We start from the raw sequence: 23,309 nt of genomic DNA, 5'->3' as shown, positions 1-23,309 counted from the left end.
GAGGGTGGCGATAGGGTTGCCGTGTCGAGGGGTGCGCGTCCCGGAAACGACGCGTCGCCACACTGACGGGGGAGGTTGTCCGGATGCACGAGCCGCGGGATCCCGATCCAGGCACGGAGTTCGACGAGTCGGGTGCCTCGTCGCCAGGTGTGGCGGCTGAGGGTGACGGTTCGGTCGGCTACCGGGGTGTGACGGCCTGCCACGCGGTGGGCATCAGTTACCGGCAGTTGGATTACTGGGCGCGGACGGCGCTGGTGGTGCCGAGTGTGCGGGACGCCTCGGGTTCGGGTACGCAGCGGTTGTATTCGTTCCGGGACCTGGTGGTGTTGAAGGTCGTGAAGCGGTTGTTGGATGCGGGGGTGTCCCTGCAGAACATCCGCAAGGCGATTGAGGCGTTGCGGTCGCGTGGTGTGGAGGATCTGGCCGGGATCACGTTGATCTCCGATGGGACGACGGTGTACGAGTGTCGGTCTCCGGAGGAGGTGGTCGACCTGTTGCAGGGTGGCCAGGGCGTCTTCGGGATCGCGATCGGTGGGGCGTTCAAGGAGATCCAGGGGTCGTTGTCGCATCTGCCGGCGGAGCCGGCGACGAGCGCTCCGGTGGAGCCTGCGGTGGCGTCGGGTTCGGATCCGGTGGGTGACGAGTTGGCGGCGCGGCGGGCGCGGCGGCGGGCTGGCTGAGCGCGGTTTTTTCGGTTGGTTTTTTCGCGACCGTCGGTGACGGTCGGTGGCGGCGGTGGGTGAGTTCGCTCCACTGTGGACACCCTGGGTGGTGTTGTCGTTGCCCACTGTGGAGATACCCGCCGGTAGTGGTGACGCTGCGTTTCCGGCAATTGTCGGGAACGCGATAGGGGGGCAATGACCCCAGACGATTGACACGCTATGGTCCGTCACGGTTATCGACCCTTCCCCCCGGAGGAACGACCGTGACGGTTACCGAAGAGGCTGCCCCCAAGTCGCACTACGACCGTATTGGCGGTGCCAGCTCGGTCAAGGCGGCTGTGGAGCTGTTCTACGACAAGGTGTTGGCCGACCCGACCACGGCGAGCTATTTCGCCGACGTGGACATGGTGGGTCAGCGGCGGCACCTGACGTTGATGTTGACCACTGTGTTGGGTGGTCCGGACGAGTACACCGGTCGTGGGTTGGCCGAGGCGCACCAGCCGTTGAACATTCCGGTGGAGCACTACGCGAAGGTGGGCGAGTACCTCCTGGCGACGCTGGCCGAGTTGGATGTGCCGGCGGACACCCTGGACCACGTGCGGGCGGTGCTGGGCCAGGTGCAGGACCAGGTGGTGGCCTCCGGAGACCGGTCGGGCGCCTGAGCGTGGACGCTGCCCAACTCAAGCAGAGCTGGTCGGTGGTCGCCGAGCACGGTGACCAGGTGCCGCTCTATTTCTATTCGACGTTGTTCCTCGCTCATCCTGAGACGCGGCAGATGTTCCCCACGAACATGGCCGGTCAGCGGGACCGCCTGGTGACCGCGTTGGGGCACATCGTGTCCAACGTGGATCAGGTGGACCGGTTGGTGGGTTTCCTGCAGGACCTGGGTGCGGACCACCGCAAGTTCGCGGTCCGCGCGGAGCACTACCCGGCCGTCGGTGAGGCGCTGTTGGCGACGTTGCAGCATTTTCTCGCCGAGCAGTGGACCGACGAGTTGGCTGCGGACTGGGCTGCCGCGTACGGGTTGGTGGCGCAGGTGATGATGGAGTCCGCTCAGGCCGCCGAGGCGGTGAACCCGCCGTGGTGGGTGGCGGAGATCGTGGCGCATGAGCGGCGGGCGTTCGATGTGGCCGTGTTGACGGTGCGTCCGCAGTATCTGCTGCCGTTCACTCCGGGTCAGTCGATCGGGGTGTCGCATCCGTCGGTGCGTTCGTGGCGGTACTACTCGCCGGCGAACGCGCCGCGGGCGGATGGCACCCTGGAGTTGCATGTGCGGGCCGCGCCGGGTGGCGCGGTGTCGTCGCGGCTGGTCTACGGGTCGGCGGTGGGGGATCGGATCCACCTGGCGGCGCCGGTCGGGGAGCGGCTGGGGTTGTGGTCGGCGGGCTCCAGTGATCTGTTGCTGCTGGTCGCGGGGACCGGTTGGGCGCCGGTGAAGGCGCTTGTGGAGCAGGTGGCGGCGGAGGGTTCGCGTCGGCGGGTGGATCTGTACGTGGGGGCCCGTTCCCGCAGTGAGTTGTACGACAGTGAGGCGATCGACAAGTTGGCGTCGTCGTATCCGTGGTTGACGGTGACCTATGTGGTGGGTGCCGACGTGAGCCGGCCCGGGGAGTTCGCGCACGCGGTGGATCGGGCGTTGGCCGACGGTGACTGGCGTTCCCGGCACGTGTTCGTGTGTGGGTCGGACGAGATGGTGTCGTACGCGGTGCGGGCGTTGCTGCAGGCGGGTTTCCACGCGGGTCAGGTGCACCACGAGGGCCTGGGTGAGCAGTGGTACGGCCCGGCGTGGCGTACGGCGGTGCAGCAGTCGCCGGTCGGTGACGTTTCGGGAGGTGGGCACAGGTGAGCGCGACCCCGATCAGCCGGTACGACGGGATGCAGGTGTCCGGCGCGGTGCAGGTGCGGATGACCGCCGATCGGGTGCGGCGGTGGCAGTTCGGGGCGGCGTCGTTCGCGCGGCGTGGTTACGACAACGCCGACGTGGACCGGTTCCGGATGCAGATCGCCGACGAGTTGGACGTGTTGGCGACGCAGATCGCGACGTTGCGGGCGGAGAACGAGCGGCTGACCGACCGGGTGGAGCTGCACCGGCACGGGGTGATCCCGAGCACGGGGGCGGCGGGGAAGGCCCCGGCGGCGCGGGAGGTGAATCTGCTGTCCGCGGCGCAGCGGGAGGCGGAGCAGATCATCGCGCAGGCGCACGACTACGCGCGGCGGGTCGCCGAGTACGCCCGGGTGCAGTACGAGAGTTACCTGCACGCGGCGGAGGCGGAGGCGAAGCAGGAGGCGGAGCGGGCGGTGGCGGAGTATCGCAGCGCGGCGGGGTCGAGCTTCGACGACACGGTGGCGACCCGGGAGGCGTTGCGGATCTTCGGGGAGATGATGGTGTCGCACATGCAGGCGGCGGCGCGGCATCTCGATGATGGCAGTGAGCAGTTGGCGCGGACGATGGATCGGATCGCGGCGGAGACGCCGGGGGCGCCGTTCGTCGGCGGTGTGGTGGGTCAGTCGGCGTTGCCGCGTCACCACCAGCGGTGAGCGCACCGGGTGGGGTGCGCCCCCACCCGGTGCTCAGCTGAGGCGTTGTGCGAGGTGGAAGGTCACCTCGGTGCCGGCGTCGCTCTTGCCGATGGCCTTGCAGAGGGCGGCGCGGATGGGCAGCCAGTGCGGGCCGGTGCCGGAGGGCATGAGGGTGGCGCTGAACGGGTGGCCGTCGATGGTGCCGGTGACCTTGACGGCGCGGCGGGTGCCGAGCAGTTGCGCGGAGTCGGGGACGGTCACGTAGGTGGCGAACGCGCCGTCTTTCTCGATGGGCGCGGTGAAGCGGTGATCGAGTGGTTGCGGGTCCATTGCTGTCCTCCGGGGGTGGCGCGGCGGGCGTTCAGGTGGTGGCGGCTCGGATGGCGTCGGCGATCGGGGTGGGTCCGCTGACGAGTTCGAGGGTCGCGCCGGCGGTGGCTGGTGCGTCGAGCAGGGCGACGAGGACGTGGGCGACGTCGGCGCGGCTGATCGCGCCCCGCCCGGCGTGTGGGGTGAGGGTGACCCGTGCGGTGGGGTCGTCGTCGGTGAGCCGGCCGGGCCGCAGCACCGTCCAGGCCAGGTCGCGGCCCCGCAGGTCGTCCTCGGCGGCGCGTTTGGCGCGCAGGTACGCCGCCCACACGTCGTCGGTGTCGGCGGCGGGTGGGTCGTCGACACCCATGGAGGAGACGAGCAGGTAGCGGCGGACACCGGCGCGGGTGGCGGCGTCGGCGAGCAGCGCTGCGGCGGCCCGGTCGACGGTGTCCTTACGGGCGGCGCCGCTGCCGGGTCCGGCGCCCGCGGCGAAGATCACCGCGTCGGCGGTGTGCAGGTGCGCGGCGACCTCGGTGACGTCGGCGTGTTCCAGGTCGCAGACGACGGGGGTGGCGCCGGCGGCGCGTAGCGTCGCGGCCTGCTGGGGGTTGCGGATCAGGCCGACGGCGGTGTCGCCGCGCCCGGTGAGGTGACGCTGGACGAGGAGGGCGATCCTGCCGTGGCCTCCGGCGATGACGACGCGCATGGGTCCAACCTACCGGCGGTGGTGGTGGCGGCACCGGGAGCCGACGGGGTGGTGTCCTGGCCGGCGGAGGTTGACCTTGACCTTTGGGTAACCCCCAGGGTGGTGCGTGCCGGTCGCGGTGACCGGTACGAGGAGGATGCCGTCGTGGAGTTGTTGACCATCGGGGCGTTCGCGCGGGCGGCGAGGCTGACGCCGAAGGCGCTGCGCCTGTACGACCAGGTGGGGCTGTTGGTGCCGGCCGCGGTCGATCCCGAGTCCGGGTACCGGCTCTACGACCCGGAGCAGGTGCCGTTGGCGCGCCTGATCGCGCAGTTGCGCCGCATCGGGATGCCGTTGGCGCAGATCCACGCCGTGTCTGGTTTGGCGCCGGCGGCGGCGGCTGAGGCGGTCGCCGCGTACTGGCAGCAGGTCAGCGCCGACACGGCGGCGCGGGCGCGGCTGGCCTCCGTCCTCGTGGACCACCTGTCTGAGGGGGGCACCACCATGTCTGAGGCGACACCCACCCTTGCTGTCCGTCATGCCGCTGGTTGTGTGGCCGGGGCCGTGCGCGACAGCAACGAGGACGCCGCGTACGCCGGCGGGCGGTTGCTGGCCGTCGCCGACGGGATGCGAGGACCGGGCGGCGCCGCCGCCAGCGCTGCCGCCATCGACGCGCTGCGACCGTTGGGGCTGGCCGACGTCGCGGCGGGCGATCTGCTGACGGTGCTCGCTGGGGCGGTCACCGACGCCGAGCGCACGGTGCGCGCGTTGGCGACCGACGAGTACCAGCCGGTCACCACGCTGACCGCGGTGCTGTTCGGTGGCTCCCACCTGGCCGTGGTGCACGTGGGGGACACCCGGGCGTATCTCCTGCGCGGCGGTGAGTTGTCGCTGCTCACCCAGGATCACACCTGGGTGCGGGCTCAGGTGGAGCAGGGCCGCCTGGACCGGGAACAGGCCGCCGCGCATCCGCAGCGGGCCGTGCTGGTGCGTGCCCTCGGTGGCGGCCAGCAGGTCGAGGCGGATCTCGCGTTGCGTACCGCGCTGCCCGGTGATCGTTACCTGTTGTGCTCCGACGGTCTGTCCGCCGTCGTCGATCGTGCCGACCTGTGCGCGACGCTGGGCGCGGCGACCGGTCCCGGGCCGGCGGTGCGGGCTCTGATCGGTCTGGCTGAGGCGGCGGGGGCGCCGGACAACGTCGCCTGCGTCGTCGCCGACGTCGTCGCCGGGTAGGAACGCGACAGCCGCTGACGGTCGGTGCCGCGCCCAGCCGCCAGCGCCCCGCGCGAGGGCCGAACCCCCGACCGCCCGGTGCGGTGCGGGTGGCCGGGGTTCGGCGTCGGCGGGTGGGGTGAGGCAGCATGGAGGGGTGACGGAGAGCTTCGAGGCGGTGCGCGCGCTGGTGGCCGGTGGTGGGGTGGTGGTGCTCAGCGGCGCGGGCCTGTCCACCGAGTCGGGCATCCCGGATTACCGGGGGCCCAGCGGGGTGGCGCGGCGGCACACCCCGATGACGTTCCAGGCGTTCACCCGGGATCCGCTGGCCCGGCGGCGCTACTGGGCGCGTAGCCACCTGGGGTGGCGGTTGATCGCGGGTGCGGCGCCGAACGCCGGGCACCGGGCGGTCGCCGGGTTGCAACGGGCCGGGCTGGTCGACACGGTGATCACCCAGAACGTCGACGGTCTGCACGGTGCGGCCGGCAGCACGTCGGTGATCGAGTTGCATGGGCGCCTCGACGAGGTGATCTGCCTGGACTGCGGCAACCTGACCTCCCGGGAGGAGTTGGACCGGCGGTTGCGCGAGGCCAACCCGGACTTCGTGGCGCGGGTCGCCGCGGTGAACCCGGACGGTGACGTTGATCTCCCCGACGAGCAGGTGGCGGCGTTCCGGACGGTGGACTGTGCGATCTGCGGCACCGGGATGCTGAAACCGGACGTGGTGTTCTTCGGGGAGACGGTGCCGCCGCAGCGGGTGGCGCGCTGCTTCGCGGCCGTGGAGCGGGCCCGGTCGGTGCTGGTGCTGGGGTCGTCGTTGACGGTGATGTCCGGGCGACGTTTCGTGATTCGGGCGGCGAAACGGGGCATCCCGGTGGCGATCGTGAACCAGGGTCCGACCCGGGGCGACGGGCACGCCAGCGTGTGTGTCGACGCCCCGTTGGGCGCGTTGCTGCCGGAGTTGGCCGCCCGGGTCGCCGGCGACGCGGCGACGGTCGGGGTCTGAGCACCGCCGGGGGAGGACATCTGCCGGAAACACCGGCGCTGGTAGCGTTGTCCGTGCCGGTAACACCCACGTGGGAGAGACCGCCCGACAGCACGCAGGGCGGCGCCGAAGGGGCAAATCCTCCCCGGAACCTCTCAGGCAAAAGGACCTCGTGGGCAGGCACTGTGGAGCGCCCCCCGGGTGCGACAGAGGGGGAGGCCGACACGTCGACCTCGCCCCGGGAGTGCCCCTATGACCGTAGAGCAGTTCGCCACCCGTCACATCGGTCCCGGCCCCGACGATGAGCGTCGGATGTTGGAGGTCGTCGGCCACGGCTCGATCGACGAGCTAATGGACGCCGCGATCCCCGAGGTGATCCGCTGGCACGGCACCCTGGACCTGCCCGACCCGGCCACCGAGGCCGAGGCGATCGCCGAGCTGCGGGCCCTCGCGGCCCGTAACACCGTCGCCGTGTCCATGATCGGGTTGGGGTACCACGGCACGCACACCCCGGCGGTGATCCGCCGTAACGTGCTGGAGGACCCGGCCTGGTACACGGCGTACACGCCGTACCAGCCGGAGATCAGCCAGGGCCGCCTGGAGGCGCTGCTGAACTTCCAGACCATGGTCACCGACCTGACCGGCCTGACCACCGCGAACGCCTCCATGCTCGACGAGGGCACCGCCGCCGCGGAGGCGATGACCCTCGCCCGGCGGGCGTCCAAGAGCAAGAGCCGGGTGTACGTCGTGGACGCCGACGCGTTGCCGCAGACCATCGCGGTCATCACCAGCCGGGCCGAGCCGCTGGGCATCGAGGTGCGGGTCGTCGACGTGGAGCGCGACGAGGTGCCGGCGGAGTTCTTCGGCCTGCACCTGCAGTACCCGGGGGCGTCCGGGGCGGTCCGTGACCACGCGGCGCTGGTCGAGGCCGCGCACGGTGTCGGCGCGCTCGTCACGGTGGCGGCGGACCTGTTGGCGTTGACGCTGCTGCGGGCACCGGGGGAGATCGGCGCGGACATCGCCGCCGGCACCACCCAGCGTTTCGGCGTACCGATGGGCTTCGGGGGGCCGCACGCCGGTTACCTGGCGGTGCGCGCGGGCCTGGAGCGGATGCTGCCCGGGCGCCTGGTCGGGGTGTCCCGCGACGCGGACGGCAACCCGGCGTACCGGTTGGCGTTGCAGACCCGCGAGCAGCACATCCGGCGGGAGAAGGCGACGAGCAACATCTGCACCGCGCAGGTGCTGCTCGCGGTGATGGCCGGCATGTACGCCGTCTACCACGGTCCGGACGGGCTGCGGGACATCGCGACGCGTACCCATGCCATGGCGGCGCGGCTCGCGGCCGGGTTGCGCGCCGGTGGCGTGGACGTCGCGGACGTCGCGTTCTTCGACACCGTCACCGCGACCGTGCCGGGCGGCGCGGCGCGGGTCGTCGCGGCGGCCGCGCAGCGGGGTGTGAACCTGCGGCTGGTCGACGCCGACCGGGTGGGGGTGTCGTGCGACGAGACGACCACCGACGCGCACCTGGCGCAGGTGTGGGAGGCGTTCGGGGTGCCCCACTTCGACGGAGCTGGCGTGGCGGACCTGCCGGTCGAGTTTCGTCGCACGACTGACTTCCTCACCCACCCGGTGTTCCGCAGCCACCACTCGGAGACGGCGATGCTGCGCTACCTGCGGCGCCTGTCGGACTTCGACTACGCCCTGGACCGGGGCATGATCCCGCTCGGGTCGTGCACGATGAAGCTGAACGCCACCACCGAGATGGAGCCGGTCAGCTGGGCCGAGTTCGCGAACATCCACCCGTTCGCGCCGGACGCGCAGACCGTCGGGTACCGGGAGATGATCGGTCAGCTGGAGTCGTGGCTGGCCGAGGTGACCGGCTACGACGCGGTGAGCGTGCAACCCAACGCCGGGTCGCAGGGTGAGCTGGCCGGGTTGCTGGCGATCCGCTCCTACCACGCCTCGCGCGGTGAGTCGCACCGCGACGTGTGTCTGATCCCGTCGTCGGCGCACGGCACGAACGCGGCGTCGGCGGTGATGGCCGGCATGCGGGTCGTCGTGGTGGCCTGCGACGACGACGGCAACGTCGACCTCGTCGACCTGGACGCGAAGATCGACAAGCACCGCGACGCGCTCGCCGGGATCATGGTGACGTACCCGTCGACGCACGGGGTGTACGAGACGGGCATCGCGTCGCTGTGCGCGAAGGTCCACGACGCCGGCGGTCAGGTGTACGTCGACGGGGCGAACCTCAACGCCCTGGTCGGGTTCGCGAAGCCCGGTAAGTTCGGCGCGGACGTGTCGCACCTGAACCTGCACAAGACGTTCTGCATCCCGCACGGCGGCGGCGGCCCCGGTGTCGGTCCGGTGGCGGTGCGCGCGCACCTGGCGCCGTTCCTGCCCGGCGACCCGCTGGGCGCGCACGCGGACTCCACGCCGGCGATCTCGGCGGCGAAGTACGGGTCGGCGGGCATCCTGCCGATCCCGTGGGCGTACCTGCGGATGATGGGCGCGCAGGGCCTGACCCGGGCCACCGGCGTGGCGGTCCTCGCCGCGAACTACGTGGCGGCGAGGCTGCGGGGGCACTTCCCGGTGCTGTACGCCGGCAACAAGGGCCTGGTCGCCCACGAGTGCATCCTCGACCTGCGACCGTTGACGAAGGCGACCGGCGTGAGCGTCGACGACGTCGCGAAGCGGTTGATCGACTACGGCTTCCACGCGCCCACCATGTCGTTCCCGGTGGCGGGGACGCTGATGGTGGAGCCGACCGAGAGTGAGGACCTGGCCGAGCTGGACCGGTTCTGCGACGCGATGATCGCGATCCGGGCGGAGATCGAGCAGGTCGCGTCGGGGCAGTGGCCGGCGGGGGACAACCCCCTGGCCAACGCGCCGCACACCGCGGCGATGGTCAGCGGCGACGACTGGGCGCACGCGTACCCGCGGTCGGTGGGCGCGTACCCGGCCGGGGTGGACCGGGCCGGGAAGTACTGGCCGCCGGTGCGGCGCATCGACGGCGCGTACGGCGACCGGAACCTGGTCTGCTCGTGCCCGTCGCCGGAGGCGTTCGAGGACTGACAACGCCGCAGCCGGTCGAGACTGACGGCGGCGCGCCGGGGCGGGCGGTTACGGCCTGCCCCGGCAGCCGCTGCGACCTGGGCGGAGACGTCCCGTACCGGGGGACTAGCCTGGCCGACGGCGGCTAAACGGTAACGCTGGGTGGTCGATCAGGCCGCGAGGGCGTGGCGGGCGGGACCGCGGTGCGGCGCGATGCTGCTGCCGTCGGGAAGCAACTCGCCGGTGTCCTCGAAGACGATCACACCGTTGCAGAGCAGGCTCCAGCCCTGCTCACGGAAGCAGGCGAGGACCCGTGCGGCTTCCCGGTCGGTGGCTTCAGCGGAGGGGCAGGTCGGTTGGTGCTGGCACATCAGGGTCTCCGGACTGTGGGGGCACTGTGTCATGGTTCACATGACCAGTGACGCACAGTACCAAGCGAAAGTGTCCAGCATCGAGCAGGTGCCGGCCCGGCGCACACGAAATCCACTGAACGGATGAGGAAGGTCGGACCATACGGCGTGGAAACGCTCCCACAGGTGTACGCCGCGTCCAGCGGCCCGGCTGGGTTGGTCGATGTCCCCGCGGCACCCACCGCCTGCCGCCACACGCTCACCGAACGCGCCCGCCTGCAATGGCACCGCCGCGACGGCGGCGACCCCGCCGCCCTCGCCGAGGAATTCCTCGCCGCACACGGCCTGCCCCTGCACGACCTGACCCGACCCACCCCCACCCATCACCACACCGGCCCCTGCGGCGCCGCGCTCTACCTGTCCGCCGCCGCCGGCGCGCACCTGGCCGGCGCACCCACCACCGCCCCCGAGCCCGCGCCCACCCTGCCCGACCTCACCGTCGTCGTCTACGACCACGGCCCCACCCGAACCACCCCACCAACCGCACCCACCCCCTGGTGGCTCGGCCCATGGACCGACAGCTGGACCCCCCACCAACACGCCGACGCCGTCACGTGCGTCCGCGCCGCCATCGGCCGCGGCGACGTCTACCAGACCAACCTCGTCGGACACGCCGCCGCCCCCTACACCGGCGACCCCCTACCCGCCCTGAAACGCCTCGGCGCGCTCCCCGGCGCCCGCTACGGCGGCGTCCTCACCGGCGACGGCTGGGCCATCGGCTGCGCCTCCCCGGAAACCCTCATCGAGGTCACCGACGGACACCTGATCACCCGACCCATCAAAGGCACCCGCCCAGCCACCCCCGCCGGCCGCGCCGAACTGCTCGCCAGCGCCAAGGAACGCGCCGAACACATCATGATCGTCGACCTGGAACGCAACGACCTCGCCCGCATCGCCCGCACCGGCACCGTCACCGTCGACGACCTGTTCGCCGTACGCCGCTGGTGCGACCTGTGGCAGGCCGAATCGACAGTGCGCGCCACCGCCGCCGACGGCCTCGGCCTCGCCGACCTGCTGCGCGCCACCTGCCCCGGCGGCTCCGTCACCGGCGCACCCAAACACGCCGCCCTCACCCAGATCAACACCCTCGAACCCGTCGGCCGCGGCGCCAGCATGGGCGCACTGGGCTGGGTCGCCCCCGGCCGCATCGACCTCGGCCTGACCATCCGCACCGCCGCCGCCGACACCGAACTGCTGCACACCTGGGCCGGCGGCGGCATCACCTGGGACAGCGACCCACACGCCGAGGTCGCCGAAGCCGCCGCGAAAACCGCCCCGATCCGCGCCACCCTGGCCGGACACCGAACCCACCCGCACCGGCGATAAACTGCCCCCCATGACCATGCGGCCCATCCGGATCATCGGCGACCCCGTCCTGCGCACCGGATGCGAACCGGTCACCACCTTCGACGCCGAGCTGCGGGCCCTCGTCACCGACCTGATGGACACCCTCCTCGGCGCCCCCGGCCGCGCCGGCGTCGCCGCACCACAGATCGGCGTCAGCGCCCAGGTGTTCGTCTACGACGCCGACGGGCACCGCGGCCACCTCATCAACCCCACCCTGGAACTCTCCGACGACCTCCAGGACGACGACGAAGGCTGCCTGTCCATCCCCGGTCTCTACTTCCCGACCGTCCGGGCCCTGCACGCCACCGCCCACGGCGTCGACCAACACGGCGAACCGTTGACCATCGCCGGCAGCGGATTCCTCGCCCGCGCCCTGCAACACGAAACCGACCACCTGCGCGGCACCCTCTACGTCGACACCCTGCGCGGCGACACCCGCCGCCGCGCCCTGCGCGAGATCCGCGCCGGCCGCTTCGACTCACCCAGCCGCCGCGGCTGAAACGCTCACCGCCCAGCCGTCCGAGCCGTCAACATCCACTCGTCGTAGTCCGCGACCCGGGCGAAACCCACCCGCTCATACGGACGCACCGCCGCCACATTGTCGGCCTTCACGTTGAGCGTCACGTGCGCGACGGTCTCCCGCAGACGCGCACACAACGCCGCCACCACCGACGCGCCCAACCCCCGCCCCCGCCACCGCGGATGCGTCGTGACGTTACCCAACGCCGCCACCCGGTACGTCGGCGAGAACACGTGCACCCCGGCCACCGCCACCAGCGCCCCGCCGTCGTAGATCCCCAGGTACTGCCCGGTCCGCAGCATCCGCTCGTCAAACCAGTTGCCGGGATACGCCAGCGCGTACAACTCCCGCACCTGCGGCAGGTCAGCCTCGCCGAGCACCACCCCCGCCGCCACCACCGCGTCCAACCGCGCCTCGTCGGTCAACGCCATCCGGTGATGCCGGCCACCGGACTCCCACCGAAACGACCCGGCCAGCGCACCGACCAGCCCGGGGGACAGGTGCGCGTACAGCCGGGCCGGCAGCACCGGCGCCAACTCCGCCAGCAACACCGCAAGCGCCTCCACGTCCCCCGGCGCGGCGAACGCCAACAACGTCGGCACATCGACGCCGTGATACAGCAACGCGACCTGCTCACCCCGACGGAACCACGACGTGTACGGCCAGAAGAAATCGTCCAGATCACCCAACTGGTAGGCGTGCAACACCGGGTCACGCCCCAACAACCGCGCCAACACCGCACGGTCGTGCTCGGCCCGCACCACCATCAGCGCGCCACCCACTGGTCGTGACCCAACTTCGCGACCAACGCCACCACCACCACCAACAACACCACCCGCACGAACCCCGAACCACGACGCAACGCCATCCGCGCCCCCAGCACCGCCCCGGCGATGTTGCACACCGCCATCGCCGCCCCCAGCAACCACCACACGTGCCCGGTCACCCCGAACACCACCAACGCACCCAGATTCGTCCCCGCGTTGACGACCTTCGCCATCGCCGAACCGTGCACGAAATCCGCGCCGACCAGCGCGGTGAACGCCAACACCAGGAACGTCCCCGTACCCGGACCGATCAACCCGTCGTACAGCGCGATACCCACCCCGGCCACCGCGATCACCGCCACCACCCGCACCGGAGTCCGCCGCTGCGGCAACGCCACCACCCCCAACCGGGGACGCACCAGCACGAACACCGCCACCGCCACCAGGACAACCAACACCACCGGCCGGTACGCCGACGCCGGCACCGCCCCGGCCAACGCCGCGCCCACGCCCGCACTCACCACCGCCAGCCCCGCCGCCGGCGCCACCACCCGCCAGTCCACCGCGGTCCGCCGCGCGTACGTCGCCGCCGCCGTGGCCGTACCGAAGATCGCCGCCAACTTGTTCGTCCCCAACGCGGTGGCCAGCGGCAACCCCGGCGCGGCGACCAGCAATGCCGGCAGCAGCAACAACCCACCACCACCGACCACGGCGTCGACCCACCCGGCCATCGCGGCGGCGGCCAGCAAAGTACTCAAAGACACGGCGTCCACGGGCGGCAATTCTCCCCATCACCCCCGCCCCGAACGCCACCCGAGTGGCAAGCCTCACCTGGTCAGCGACCCCGGGAACGCCGCAACCACACCCCCAACGCGCCAACCGCCACGAACACCAGCACAGAACACACCAACAGCTTCAGCACCCGGCCACCATGCCACGGCCACGTATGGTGCAGAAGTGCGCCTGGCCACCTTCAACCTGCTGCACGGACGATCCCTGACCGACGGGCTCGTCAACTCCGACCGCCTCACCGCCGCCATCGGCGCCCTCGACGCCGACGTGCTCGCCCTGCAGGAGGTCGACCGCGACCAACACCGCAGCGGCAAACTCGACCTCACCACCATCGCCGCCCACGCCCTCGACGCACCCCACCACCGCTTCGCCGCCGCCGTCGTCGGCACCCCCGGCGAACACTTCCGCCCCCTCCGCCACGAGGACGACGGACACGGCGAACCCTGCTACGGCATCGGCCTGATCAGCCGCCACCCCGTCCGCAGCTGGCACATCACCCGCCTCACACCAGCCCCCGTACGCTCCCCGATCTACGTGCCCGGCCCCGGCGGCGGCCTCATCCTCCTCCACGACGAACCCCGCGTCGTGCTCGCCGCCGTCCTGGACACCCCCCACGGCCCCCTCACCGTCGCCGCGACCCACCTGTCCTTCGTGCCCGGCTGGAACGCCCGCCAACTGCGCCAGACCGTGCGCGCCCTGCGCGCACTACCCGGCCCCCGCGTCCTGCTCGGCGACCTCAACCTGCCCGCCGGCGCGGCCCGGCTCATCTCCGGCTGGCACCCCCTGGGCCGCCGCCCCACCTACCCCGCCGGGCAGCCCCGCGTCCAACTCGACCACGTCCTCGCCGACCGGCACGCCCTCGACCAACTCCCACCGGTACGCGCCGTCACCACACCGGCGTCCACCATCTCCGACCACCGACCCCTGCTCGTCGACCTCGGCTGAACCCGCCGGCCACCCGCCCGACAGTGCGTAGGTTGGAAACCACCGCCGCCACGGAGCTGACCATGAGCGACACACCCGACACCATCGTGCTCATCCATGGTTTCTGGGTCACCCCCCGCAGCTGGGAACACTGGGTCACCCACTACCAGGACAAGGGCCTACGGGTCCTCACCCCCACCTACCCCGGGTTGGAAGCCGAGGTCGAGGCGATCAACGCCGACCCGAGCCCCCTGGAGACACTCACCGCGCCGCAGATCATCACCCACCTGTGCGCGGTGCTCGACGCACTGCCCACGCCACCGATCATCATCGGCCACTCCGCCGGCGGAGCGTTCACCCAGGTGCTCCTCGACCGCGGCTACGGCGCCTCGGCGGTCGTGCTCAACTCCGCACCCACCGAAGGCGTCACGGTGACCCCCTTCTCGCAGCTGCGCTCCACCTTCCCGGTGCTCCGCAACCCCGCCAACCGGCACCGGGCCGTCGGCTTCACCTTCGACCAGTGGAACTACGCGTTCACCAACACCTTCGACGAGCGCACCGCCCGCGCCCTCTACGAGCGCTACGCCATCCCCGCCGCCGGCGGCATCCTCTGGGACGGCGTCCTGGCCAACCTGCTGCCCGGCCCGCAGGACATCGCCGTCGACTACCACAACCAGCGGCGCGCCCCGCTGCTGTTCATCTCCGGCTCCGAAGACCACATCATGCCGCCCAGCGTGCAACACGCCAACGCCGCGCACTACCAGGGCGACACCATCACCGAGGTCGAACTCTTCGAGGGATACGCCCACCTGCTGCCCGCCCAGCACGGCTGGGAGCAGATCGCCGACCACGCCCTCGACTGGGCGCTACGACACGCCCGCTGACCGGCGCGCTCAACCCCGGTCCACCGCCACCAACGACGCCAACACCCGGTTGGTGCGGTTGGCCCGCACCGCGTCGCGCTGCTGCCCGGCCGTCACCTCGATGTACGTCTGCGACGACGCCAACGACGCGTGCCCCAACAACCGCATGATCTCCGCGGCGCTCGCCCCGTCCTCGGCCAGCCGGGTCGCGAACGTGTGCCGCAACGCGTGCAACCGCGCCCCCCGCGGCACCCGGTCCCCGATACCCGCCCGCCGATAACACGACTCCACCAGATACTGCAGCCCACCACGACGCAGCGGCTCACCGTGACGATCCACCAGCAACGCCGAGTCGGGGCGCACCGACCGCCCCCCGAAACGCCGCCGCCGACTGTCCAGATAGTCGGCCACCACCCGGTCCAGATCGGCCTCGATCGGCACCACCCGCGGTCGCCCGCCCTTGCCCGCCACCTCGATACGCCGCTCGCCCGGCCGACCCGCCAGCGACCCGACCCGCAGCGCCAGCAACTCCGACAGGCGCAGCCCGGCGCACAACGCCACCGCCAGCACCGCCACGTCGCGCTCCGGCCACGGGTCGCGCTGCCGACCGTCGTCGCGGGCGACCGACGCGAGCAGCACCTCGGGGGTGTCCGTGCCCCGCAGCGGCTTGGGCTGGGGGAGTAGCGCCCGAGGTCGTCCGACCGCCGGCATCGGGTTGCCCGCCAGCAGCCCCTCGGCCACCAGGAACGTGAAGAAACTGTTCCAGGTGGACCAGGCGCGGTGCACCGACGCGGCCGCCCGGGGAGCGGCGAACCGCGCGAAGGCCGCCCGCATCACCCGGGGGGAGAGGTCGGTGATCGACAGGTCGTCCAGGGGGAGGGGAGTGGCGGCGTCCTCAGCGATCAGCTCGCCCACCGTGTGCAGGTCCCGCCGGTACGCCGCCAGGGTGTGGGGGGAGGGCTTGCGGGTGGCTCGGGCGGTCAGGAACTCCTCGATCAGCACCCCGAGCGATTCGTCCTTTTTGTCATGCATAAGGGATATTATGCAGCATTTTCGTGTTACCGGGAAGAGGGGAGGAGGGGGAGCGATGCCCGAACCCAGGCGGTACGTCCTGACCGGAGCACCCGGCGCCGGCAAGACGACCCTGCTGGAAGCACTGCGCCACCGGGGGCACGTCACCGTGCGGGAGGCGGCCACCGACGTCATCGCCGAGCGCCAGGCGCAGGGCCACGCCGAGCCGTGGAACGAGCCCGGATTCCTCGACGCGGTCGCCGCCCTCCAGCACCGCCGCCAGGCCGACGTCGACAGGCATGGGCCGGTGCAACTGCACGACCGGTCACCACTGTGCACCCTGGCGCTGGCCCGCTACCAGCGCAGACCGGCAGGCCCCGCGCTGCGCACCGAACTCGACCGGATCACGCGGCTGCGGACCTACCAGCGGCTGGTGTTCATGATCAGCCCGCTGGGCTTCATCCGACACACCCGCACGCCAGATCAGCTACGCCGAATCGCTGACCTTCGCGCGCGTGCACAGACAGGTGTACGAAGAGTACGGACACCATCTGGTGGACGTCCCGGCCGGACCGCTGTGGAAGCGGGTCCCGGTGATCGAGAGGCACGTATCGTGGCCGACGTGACGTCGCCAGGCGCGAACTGCCCCACCTGCGGTCAGCCCCGCCTGCCGATCACCTACACCGAGCGCGACGACCACACCGGGCGGGCCTGCCCGCAGCGGCACCAGTGGCGGGCCGACGGGGATCCAGCAGCGGTGCCAGGCGCCGTCTCCGACGGTCACGACGATCGCGGCCCGGCGACAAGCGTGGACTCCGTACGCACCAGCGACGGGCGGACCTGGCGGATCGGCACGGCCAGCGACGTCGGCTGGATCGCCGGCCACACCACACCAGGGCTCTCGGTCACCGCGGCGATCCCGCCGGTCTTCGCCGCGTACGCCACGTTCCATCCGCCCGGCGGCGTCAGCCTCCAGACCCACGAACACGCCGTGGTCCGTGAACTGGCCGCGGCCACCCCGGACCAGCCCTGGTGGCTGGGCTACCTCGACACCGGCGCCCACGACATCGTCTTCCCGTACGCGGCGAAGGTCTCCCTCTATGGAGGCTGGTCCTACGTGCTTGTCGAAGCCGGACCCGAGCAGGCGCTCACCTGGCGGACCGGTCACCTGCGCGGCGCCGGAGCGCTGCCCGACCTCTTCTTCCCGGCGGATCGGTCCTGGCTCGTCTCCGCCCTCTGGGACGACACCTGGACCGACGTCGGCGGTAGCGCGCCCGTGCTCGCGGCCCTGCGCCGCAGTCCGCTGGTCAACGCGCGCCTCGTCCGACCCGACGAGGACGCCTGCCCGCCGGGCCTGACCCGCGACTAGAGACGGCACCACAGCCGGCGCAGCGGACTCGGTTCCACCTCGTGGCGGTGCCTTGAGGCGCCAGTCGTGGTGCGGCATCTCGCTACCATGACCGGGTGGCCGCTACCTCTCGCCGGAAGCTGGTGTGGGCCGGATTTCTCCTCCTCGTCCTGACCTACGTCGTGTCGCTGATCACCACGAGTCTCGGCGCGGTATGGGCGGCCTGGTGGTCGGGCGAGTCCACCATGGACATGCGCCTGTGGTGGTGGCCGATGCTGTGCTGGAGTCGTGTGGGCAAGGGCATCCAGCTTGTGGCTGGACTCGTCGTGATACTCGACCTGATCGATCTGAAGCGGCTGGGGCGATCTGCGGCCCAACTCGACCGCAGAGGGCGCGATCTCAATCGCCGGGCGCCAATAGAAAGGCACCGTGCCAAGGTGTTCGGCGTTCGTGAAGAGCTCGCCAGGTGCGTCGTGGACCAGAAATACCTGGCGGCTCGAGGAGGCAAGACTCTCGACACCTCGTCGCTACGAGCCACGCCTAGCCTCACCGTTTCCGAGGAGACGGCAAACCTGGTCGGCGACGTCGACGTGGCCGACCTTCTGAGCAGGGTGCATGCCGAGGCTGCCGAGGAAGGTTGGCGCGGCGCGAACCTCCAGTGGCACGTCCGCGATCGCATCGACAGCTTCCTTGGCGAGCAGCTCGGTCCAGGTGAGCGGGGATGGTCGGCCGAGGTTGCCCACCAGTTTCAGGCGCGCAGCACCACCGTCGGACTAATCGGGTTGGTGGCAGCGGTAGCTGTCAACGCAGCCGTGATCACGGCCCTGCTCTCCACGACGCTCAGTGGATGGATATCCGTACCCGTCATGCTCGTCGTCTTGCTCGTGAGCGTTCCCCTCGGCGTGTCGCCGATGGACGATTGGCGTCTCAGCGGGTCCTTGCTGGCGGCTTGGCGCTCCGGCTGCGCCCGGATCTTGCGCCTCTTCGCCTGGGTGATCGGCATTGCCCGGCCGGGTCACGTGTTCCGTTGGGCGGCACTCTTCCTCTTCCTTGCGGGCATGCACTTCGACCTGTTGGCCTCCTGATGCCCGGAGGTGGCTAGTCGAGCACCCCAGGGGACCCTCAACCTGGTTCATTTTACATAATGTGCATTATCGAATGGACTGCTGGCGCAGCCACTCCTGGATGTGTGACCGCAGCGAGGCCGAATCCTCGCGCCGAGCGGGCTTCCAGCGCGTCCCGACCTTCACCCGCTAAGTGGTGGTCCTCGGCCCGAAGTTCACGATCGGGGCCGTCACCAAGCTTTGCGAGAACATCGCGTGCGCCGTCGGCTGCTCGCCCGATCCACGGCTATCGGGGTGGAGATCCGGAACAGCGACCGAGAGATCGTCGCCGTCGCGGATGTGCTGCGCTCCCCCAAGGTGCGGCGGGAGCGGCAGCCGCTCATCGTGGCCCCCGGCCGGGACATCTAGGGCGGCTACCTGGCGGCCAACCGCTTATGTGCCCCTGGGCGAGGGTGGGGGTAACTCCCAACCCGACTGGGAGGTAGCAGGATCGAGCAAGGTCCAGGAACCGTGAAAGCTCATCTCCATGACCACGCAGAAGATTTCCCGGTTCCATCGGGCTGCCCTGGCCCTCGTCGTTCCCGTCGCCGTGATAGCGGCAGTCGCCGGGTGTGGTGACTCGGCGGCGCCGAACGCCGCGCCCACGGCCAGTTCGGTAGCCACGGTTCCCTCGACCCCGACAAGCGCGGCCGGCCCGGCAGGTGCGGCCCCCGCAGCGGGCTTGCACATGATCGCCAACAACGGGCATCAGCTTGCTTTCCACGTCACGCCCGGAGGTTCTCCCACCATCGTGCTGGACGCCGGCGGTGGCGAGGACTCCTCGTACTGGGATGCCCTGGTGCCGCAGCTGTCGCAGGCCACCGGATCGCAGATCATCACCTACGACCGGGCCGGTCTGGGCGCCAGCGAGGAGGTGAAGGGCCCATGGGACCCCAAGGCCGCCGCCTCCGACCTGCAGGCCGGTCTGCGTGAACTCGGCGTCACCCAGAACGTGGTCCTCGCGGGCCACTCGCAGGCAGGAGAGGTGGCCCACTACTTCGTCCTCGCGAACCCCGGCGTTGTGTCCGGGGCGGTGCTCATCGATGCCAACGTGCCGCAATTCTTCACCGACACCCAGACCCAACGCCTCGTCGCGCTAACCACGCCGCAGATCGAAGAGCTCAAGAAGGCGCCGTCGACGAAGGCGAACCGCCAGCTCATCGCCACGGCCGACAACTTCGGTCCCACGCACCAGGCGTACCACAAGGTCTCCTGGCCCGAGGGAGTTCCCGTCATCTATATCGTGTCGGACAAGACGCCCTTCGACGGATCTCCGCAGGATGTTCGGGCCTGGCGCGACGCGGCAGCGGCGTTCACCAAGGCGGGGCCCCACCGCACACTCGTCATCGCCGAGGGAAGCTCGCACGACGTTCCCCAGGACAAGCCCGCCCTGGTGCTCAAGGAAATCGAACAGATGACCGCCACCGTCAAGTAGAGGCCATCGGGTCGACGGCTGTCAGGACCGCGAGCCTCTGCCGATGAGCGGGGCAGCGCCGTAGGCGAGCGCGACAGGCCACACGGCCCGGATCCCGATGACGGTCGGGTGGTGGTCGAGATTCGGGGAGCGGGCCGGAACTGCGTACACGATGGGTAGCGTGTGTGCGGATGTCGATCGATCGCGCCGTCGATCGGTGCTGCGAGCCTCCGTGGACCACGGACGGACACCATGGTCGCTGGATCCCACGCGACGTGGGGGAACACCGACCGTGGGGATGTGCGGATCGCCGGCCAACATGAATCACCAGCCGGCGGTTCGGCACGATGCGCGATGAGGGAGTGAGATGACCGATAACAGCGGAACCGCCCTGTCCGGCGACTCCTCGCCCTCGCGGGAGGGCTCCGGGTCGGGTCGCGTCCCTCGCAGCGGTCCGGTTCCGCGCTCCGCGCTGGCCCAGCGGATGAGCCTGCTGGGTTGGTCGTTGGTGTTGCTGTTGGGCGCGGTCCTAGGTGCCGTGCTGGCCACACTCTGGATCACCTCGATATCGATCGTCGCGCTTGGCGTCGGAATCCCACTGACCCTGCTCGCGACCGTACTGGTGCGCTGGTTTGCCGACCTGCATCGCCAGTGGGCCGCCGACCGGCTCGGCGAACCGGTGCCCGCCCGGCCCTATCAGCCGACGCCGGACGCTGGGTGGCCGGTGCGGCTCTGGACGATCCTGCGCGACCCGGCGACGTGGCGGGACTGGATCTGGTTGGTGGTCAACTCGATCACCATTTGGTTGAGTTGCGGACTGTCGCTGCTGTTCTTCGTCTGCGGGGTCGTGTACCTGGCCTATCCGCTCATCTATCAGCTGACGCCTTCTCAGGTGTTCCGCACTCCGTTGGGCGAGGGCTTCCGGCTGCGCAGCGTCGCGCAGTCGTTCGGGCTGGTACCGCTCGGTCTGGTTTTCCTTCTGCTCTGGTACGTCACCGCGGTGCGCCTCGCGAACCTCAACGCTCGGGTGATCCGCGCTCTGCTCGGCCCCACCGAACAGGCGCGCCTGCGGGCCCGCGTCCAACAGTTGGCGACCTCGCGCGCTGAGACCGTCGACACCCAGGCCGGTGAACTGCGCCGAATCGAACGCGACCTGCACGACGGCGCGCAGGCCCGGCTGGTGTCGCTGGGTATGAGCCTGGGCTTGGCCGAACAGTTATTGCCCAACGATCCGAAGGCCGTCCAGCAGTTGCTGGCCGAGGCCCGAGAGTCGACCTCCAGCGCCCTCACCGAGCTGCGCGAGTTGGTACGAGGCATCCATCCGCCGGTACTGGCCGACCGTGGCCTGGACGGCGCCCTCAAGGCCTTGGCCCTGGTCAATCCGATTCCGACCACGGTGGTGACCCGCCTACCCGGACGGCTGCCGGCCCCGATCGAGTCCGCGGCCTACTTCGCCGTCGCCGAGGCCTTGTCGAACGCCATCAAGCACGCCCAGGCCCGGCGGATCCGGATCACCGTGGAGTTCGCACCCGACCGGGGCGGCGCTGGCGGGGAACTGACGATGCTGGTGTCCGACGACGGCCGTGGGGGTGCTTCGATCGATTCCGGCACGGGCCTGCGTGGCATCGTCCGTCGCCTGGCGGCCTTCGACGGCACGCTGACCGTTGACAGCCCGCCGGGCGGACCTACCGAGGTGAGGATGTCGCTGCCGTGCGTATTGTGATAGCCGAGGACCTCGCCCTGCTCCGCGAGGGCCTGATCAGGATCCTGCGGGCCAATGCATTCGAGGTCGTGGAAGCCGTTGACAACGGCCCCGCGCTGATCCGGTCGCTGACGACGCACCGCCCCGACGTCGCCATCGTCGACGTGCGGTTGCCGCCGACCTTCACCGACGAGGGGCTGCGTTCCGCGATCGAGGCCCGCCGCCAGATTCCAGGGCTGCCCATCATGGTGCTCTCGCAGTATGTCGAGCAGGTCTACGCCAGGGAGCTGATGTCGGATCGCGCGGGCGCGGTGGGCTACCTGTTGAAGGACCGGGTTACGGACGTCGACCAATTCGTCGCCAGTGTCCGGCAGGTCGCTACCGGCAGCACCGTTATGGACCCCGACGTGGTGAGTGCGCTCCTCACCCACCGCTCCTCCGACCCTAAGCTTCTGGAGCTGAGCCCACGCGAGCATGAGGTCCTCACGCTGATGGCGCAGGGCCGCTCGAACGCTGCGATCGCCGCCCGGATGTTCGTCACCGAGAAAACCGTCAGCAACCACAGCAACAACATCTTCACCAAGCTCGGTCTCAAGCCCTCCGAGGACGACAACCGCCGCATCCTGGCGGTACTCGCCTACCTGGAAGGCTGAGTCCTTGACCTCTGCCCCACCATGGGTGCGACCGAGGGACTGCCGAGCAACAAGGGCCGGTGGGCGATGTGCAAGCCGTGGCGGCACGTCGTCAGTCTGGCGAGGTGCTACGGGGCGCGGCGCAGCCACTCCTGGGTGTGCGATCGCAGCACCGAGGCCTGCTCGTACGGCAGGTAGTGTCCGGCGGCGTCGACCACGGTGAAGGTGCCCCGTGGGTAGCGGTGCATCGCGCGGAACTGGTCGGCGTAGCCGACGACGCGGTCCTGGCGGCCGGTGAGCACGGTGACCGGGCCGTCGAAGATGACCTCCGCGGTCTCGTCGGGCAGCGCGTAGTCGGGACCGGACTGCAGCTTCTGTAGGAACGTCGCGTCGCCGGGGCCGCCGGATTCCATTGCCGCGAGCACCGTCGCGGCGACGGCTGGGGTGCGCTGGCCCAGGGCCGCGTCGAGGTGCGCGCGCAGGGCGGCGGGTGCGTCGTCGAGCCAGCCGGTGGGTGCGTCGAGCGGTGGCTCGTCGGGCAGGGTCCGCGTGTCGCGGGCGATGGTGACACCGGGACAGACGAGGAGCAGGCCGCGGACGAGGTCGGGTCGTTGACGGGCGATGCCGGCGGCCAGGTACGCGCCGTAGGAGGCGCCGGCCAGCAGGACCGGTGCGTCGACGTGGTCGTCGAGCCAGGCGCACACGCTGTCCAGTACCGCCTGGGACGTGGGTGCGCAGGTCGCGGGGGTGTCTCCGTGGCCGGGCAGGTCCAGGTAGGTCTCCCGCAGGTCGGCGCCGGCGAAGGCGGGGCCGAAGGCGGTGGCCGTGGCGGCGCGGCTCATGCTGAACATGGGCAGGCACACCACGTCCGGGCCGGTGCCCGGTGATCGGTCGTACGCCAGGTTCATGGCGGCAGTCCTCGCGTGTGGTGGTGGGCAGGAGACGCGGCACCAGCCTACAAACGGGCGTGCGCGGGCGTGGTGCGGTCTCTACAGTGGTGCGCTCTGGGCCGGCGCGTGTGCACATGTGACCGGCGGAATCGTGTA

At 70.8% G+C, this 23,309-nt stretch carries 24 protein-coding genes and 1 riboswitch; of the genes, 17 read left to right on the top strand and 7 right to left on the bottom strand.

Annotated features, from left to right (window positions below; all coding sequences use genetic code 11):
• Nucleotides 1-83 precede the first annotated feature (83 nt).
• The 4 genes from AB0C01_RS32975 (at nt 84) to AB0C01_RS32960 (ending at nt 3,200) form a co-directional block, all read left to right on the top strand.
• The gene (locus AB0C01_RS32975; RefSeq protein WP_357249182.1) at nt 84-680 is read left to right on the top strand and encodes a MerR family transcriptional regulator; all 597 of its coding nucleotides are present in this window, start codon (nt 84-86) and stop codon (nt 678-680) included.
• A gap of 245 nt (nt 681-925) precedes the next feature.
• On the top strand, nt 926-1,324 hold the full coding sequence (locus AB0C01_RS32970; RefSeq protein WP_357572995.1) for a group 1 truncated hemoglobin: 399 nt from the start codon (nt 926-928) through the stop codon (nt 1,322-1,324).
• A gap of 2 nt (nt 1,325-1,326) precedes the next feature.
• The gene (locus AB0C01_RS32965) at nt 1,327-2,508 is read left to right on the top strand and encodes a globin domain-containing protein (RefSeq protein ID WP_357249188.1); all 1,182 of its coding nucleotides are present in this window, start codon (nt 1,327-1,329) and stop codon (nt 2,506-2,508) included.
• Nucleotides 2,505-3,200 (top strand): cell division protein DivIVA, encoded by a 696-nt coding sequence (locus AB0C01_RS32960; protein WP_357249191.1) that lies wholly within the window; start codon nt 2,505-2,507, stop codon nt 3,198-3,200. The genes AB0C01_RS32965 and AB0C01_RS32960 overlap by 4 nt, the downstream gene beginning before the upstream one ends.
• 33 nt (nt 3,201-3,233) lie before the next feature.
• Here AB0C01_RS32960 and AB0C01_RS32955 read toward each other — a convergent pair whose 3' ends face one another.
• Both AB0C01_RS32955 and AB0C01_RS32950 read right to left on the bottom strand, forming a co-directional pair.
• Entirely contained in the window at nt 3,234-3,512 is a 279-nt protein-coding gene (locus AB0C01_RS32955; protein WP_357249194.1) for a DUF1905 domain-containing protein, read from the bottom strand.
• A 31-nt stretch (nt 3,513-3,543) separates the two neighbouring features.
• Nucleotides 3,544-4,200 carry an NAD(P)H-binding protein gene (locus AB0C01_RS32950; protein WP_357572994.1) on the bottom strand — a complete coding sequence of 219 codons (657 nt, stop codon included), beginning with the start codon at nt 4,198-4,200 and terminating at the stop codon, nt 3,544-3,546.
• Between the two features lie 144 nt (nt 4,201-4,344).
• On the opposite strand from AB0C01_RS32950, the gene AB0C01_RS32945 reads away from it, so the two are divergent.
• The 3 genes from AB0C01_RS32945 (at nt 4,345) to gcvP (ending at nt 9,451) form a co-directional block, all read left to right on the top strand.
• Nucleotides 4,345-5,412 carry a MerR family transcriptional regulator gene (locus AB0C01_RS32945; RefSeq protein ID WP_357573009.1) on the top strand — a complete coding sequence of 356 codons (1,068 nt, stop codon included), beginning with the start codon at nt 4,345-4,347 and terminating at the stop codon, nt 5,410-5,412.
• Nucleotides 5,413-5,548: 136 nt separating this feature from the next.
• Nucleotides 5,549-6,397: an NAD-dependent protein deacetylase gene (locus AB0C01_RS32940; RefSeq protein ID WP_357572993.1), complete on the top strand. Its 849-nt coding sequence runs from the start codon at nt 5,549-5,551 to the stop codon at nt 6,395-6,397.
• Between the two features lie 61 nt (nt 6,398-6,458).
• Nucleotides 6,459-6,557, top strand: a riboswitch (glycine riboswitch).
• Between the two features lie 71 nt (nt 6,558-6,628).
• Nucleotides 6,629-9,451 carry an aminomethyl-transferring glycine dehydrogenase gene (gcvP, locus tag AB0C01_RS32935; protein ID WP_357572992.1) on the top strand — a complete coding sequence of 941 codons (2,823 nt, stop codon included), beginning with the start codon at nt 6,629-6,631 and terminating at the stop codon, nt 9,449-9,451.
• 149 nt (nt 9,452-9,600) lie between these two features.
• Here gcvP and AB0C01_RS32930 read toward each other — a convergent pair whose 3' ends face one another.
• The gene (locus tag AB0C01_RS32930; protein WP_137780771.1) at nt 9,601-9,801 is read right to left on the bottom strand and encodes a DUF5999 family protein; all 201 of its coding nucleotides are present in this window, start codon (nt 9,799-9,801) and stop codon (nt 9,601-9,603) included.
• 123 nt (nt 9,802-9,924) lie between these two features.
• On the opposite strand from AB0C01_RS32930, the gene AB0C01_RS32925 reads away from it, so the two are divergent.
• On the top strand, nt 9,925-11,166 hold the full coding sequence (locus tag AB0C01_RS32925) for a chorismate-binding protein (protein ID WP_357572991.1): 1,242 nt from the start codon (nt 9,925-9,927) through the stop codon (nt 11,164-11,166).
• 10 nt (nt 11,167-11,176) lie between these two features.
• Nucleotides 11,177-11,686, top strand: a complete 510-nt coding sequence (locus AB0C01_RS32920) for a peptide deformylase (RefSeq protein WP_357572990.1) — start codon at nt 11,177-11,179, stop codon at nt 11,684-11,686.
• A gap of 5 nt (nt 11,687-11,691) precedes the next feature.
• Here AB0C01_RS32920 and AB0C01_RS32915 read toward each other — a convergent pair whose 3' ends face one another.
• Together AB0C01_RS32915 and AB0C01_RS32910 are read right to left on the bottom strand one after the other, a co-directional pair.
• Nucleotides 11,692-12,489 carry a GNAT family N-acetyltransferase gene (locus tag AB0C01_RS32915; protein WP_357572989.1) on the bottom strand — a complete coding sequence of 266 codons (798 nt, stop codon included), beginning with the start codon at nt 12,487-12,489 and terminating at the stop codon, nt 11,692-11,694.
• Nucleotides 12,474-13,247, bottom strand: a complete 774-nt coding sequence (locus AB0C01_RS32910; protein ID WP_357249214.1) for a TSUP family transporter — start codon at nt 13,245-13,247, stop codon at nt 12,474-12,476. Before AB0C01_RS32910 ends, AB0C01_RS32915 begins: the two co-directional genes overlap by 16 nt.
• A gap of 184 nt (nt 13,248-13,431) precedes the next feature.
• Here AB0C01_RS32910 and AB0C01_RS32905 point away from each other — a divergent pair, with 184 nt between their 5' ends.
• Both AB0C01_RS32905 and AB0C01_RS32900 read left to right on the top strand, forming a co-directional pair.
• A complete protein-coding gene (locus tag AB0C01_RS32905) occupies nt 13,432-14,211 on the top strand; it encodes an endonuclease/exonuclease/phosphatase family protein (protein WP_357572988.1) in 780 nt (259 codons plus the stop codon).
• 62 nt (nt 14,212-14,273) lie between these two features.
• Nucleotides 14,274-15,074: an alpha/beta hydrolase gene (locus AB0C01_RS32900; RefSeq protein ID WP_357572987.1), complete on the top strand. Its 801-nt coding sequence runs from the start codon at nt 14,274-14,276 to the stop codon at nt 15,072-15,074.
• A 9-nt stretch (nt 15,075-15,083) separates the two neighbouring features.
• Here AB0C01_RS32900 and AB0C01_RS32895 read toward each other — a convergent pair whose 3' ends face one another.
• Complete coding sequence (locus tag AB0C01_RS32895) at nt 15,084-16,085, bottom strand: tyrosine-type recombinase/integrase (protein ID WP_357249221.1); 1,002 nt, start codon at nt 16,083-16,085, stop codon at nt 15,084-15,086.
• A 55-nt stretch (nt 16,086-16,140) separates the two neighbouring features.
• Between AB0C01_RS32895 and AB0C01_RS32890 the strand changes: the two genes are divergently transcribed.
• The 6 genes from AB0C01_RS32890 to AB0C01_RS32865 all read left to right on the top strand — a co-directional run bounded on the left by AB0C01_RS32890 (nt 16,141) and on the right by AB0C01_RS32865 (nt 22,284).
• Nucleotides 16,141-17,433, top strand: coding sequence for an AAA family ATPase (locus AB0C01_RS32890; RefSeq protein ID WP_357572986.1), 1,293 nt, complete (start codon nt 16,141-16,143; stop codon nt 17,431-17,433).
• 95 nt (nt 17,434-17,528) lie between these two features.
• On the top strand, nt 17,529-18,497 hold the full coding sequence (locus tag AB0C01_RS32885; protein WP_357572985.1) for a hypothetical protein: 969 nt from the start codon (nt 17,529-17,531) through the stop codon (nt 18,495-18,497).
• Between the two features lie 234 nt (nt 18,498-18,731).
• On the top strand, nt 18,732-18,884 hold the full coding sequence (locus tag AB0C01_RS32880) for a hypothetical protein (protein WP_357249233.1): 153 nt from the start codon (nt 18,732-18,734) through the stop codon (nt 18,882-18,884).
• Nucleotides 18,885-19,002: 118 nt separating this feature from the next.
• Complete coding sequence (locus tag AB0C01_RS32875) at nt 19,003-19,950, top strand: alpha/beta hydrolase (protein ID WP_357572984.1); 948 nt, start codon at nt 19,003-19,005, stop codon at nt 19,948-19,950.
• Nucleotides 19,951-20,296: 346 nt separating this feature from the next.
• Nucleotides 20,297-21,652 carry a sensor histidine kinase gene (locus tag AB0C01_RS32870; RefSeq protein WP_357572983.1) on the top strand — a complete coding sequence of 452 codons (1,356 nt, stop codon included), beginning with the start codon at nt 20,297-20,299 and terminating at the stop codon, nt 21,650-21,652.
• Complete coding sequence (locus AB0C01_RS32865; RefSeq protein WP_357249241.1) at nt 21,640-22,284, top strand: response regulator transcription factor; 645 nt, start codon at nt 21,640-21,642, stop codon at nt 22,282-22,284. The genes AB0C01_RS32870 and AB0C01_RS32865 overlap by 13 nt, the downstream gene beginning before the upstream one ends.
• A 107-nt stretch (nt 22,285-22,391) precedes the next feature.
• On the opposite strand, the gene AB0C01_RS32860 is transcribed toward AB0C01_RS32865, so the two are convergent.
• A complete protein-coding gene (locus AB0C01_RS32860; protein WP_357572982.1) occupies nt 22,392-23,171 on the bottom strand; it encodes an alpha/beta hydrolase in 780 nt (259 codons plus the stop codon).
• Nucleotides 23,172-23,309: the final 138 nt, after the last annotated feature.

Source organism: Micromonospora sp. NPDC048905 (genome assembly GCF_040649655.1).
GTDB lineage: Bacteria > Actinomycetota > Actinomycetes > Mycobacteriales > Micromonosporaceae > Micromonospora.
This window is presented reverse-complemented; position numbering and strand designations above follow the sequence as displayed.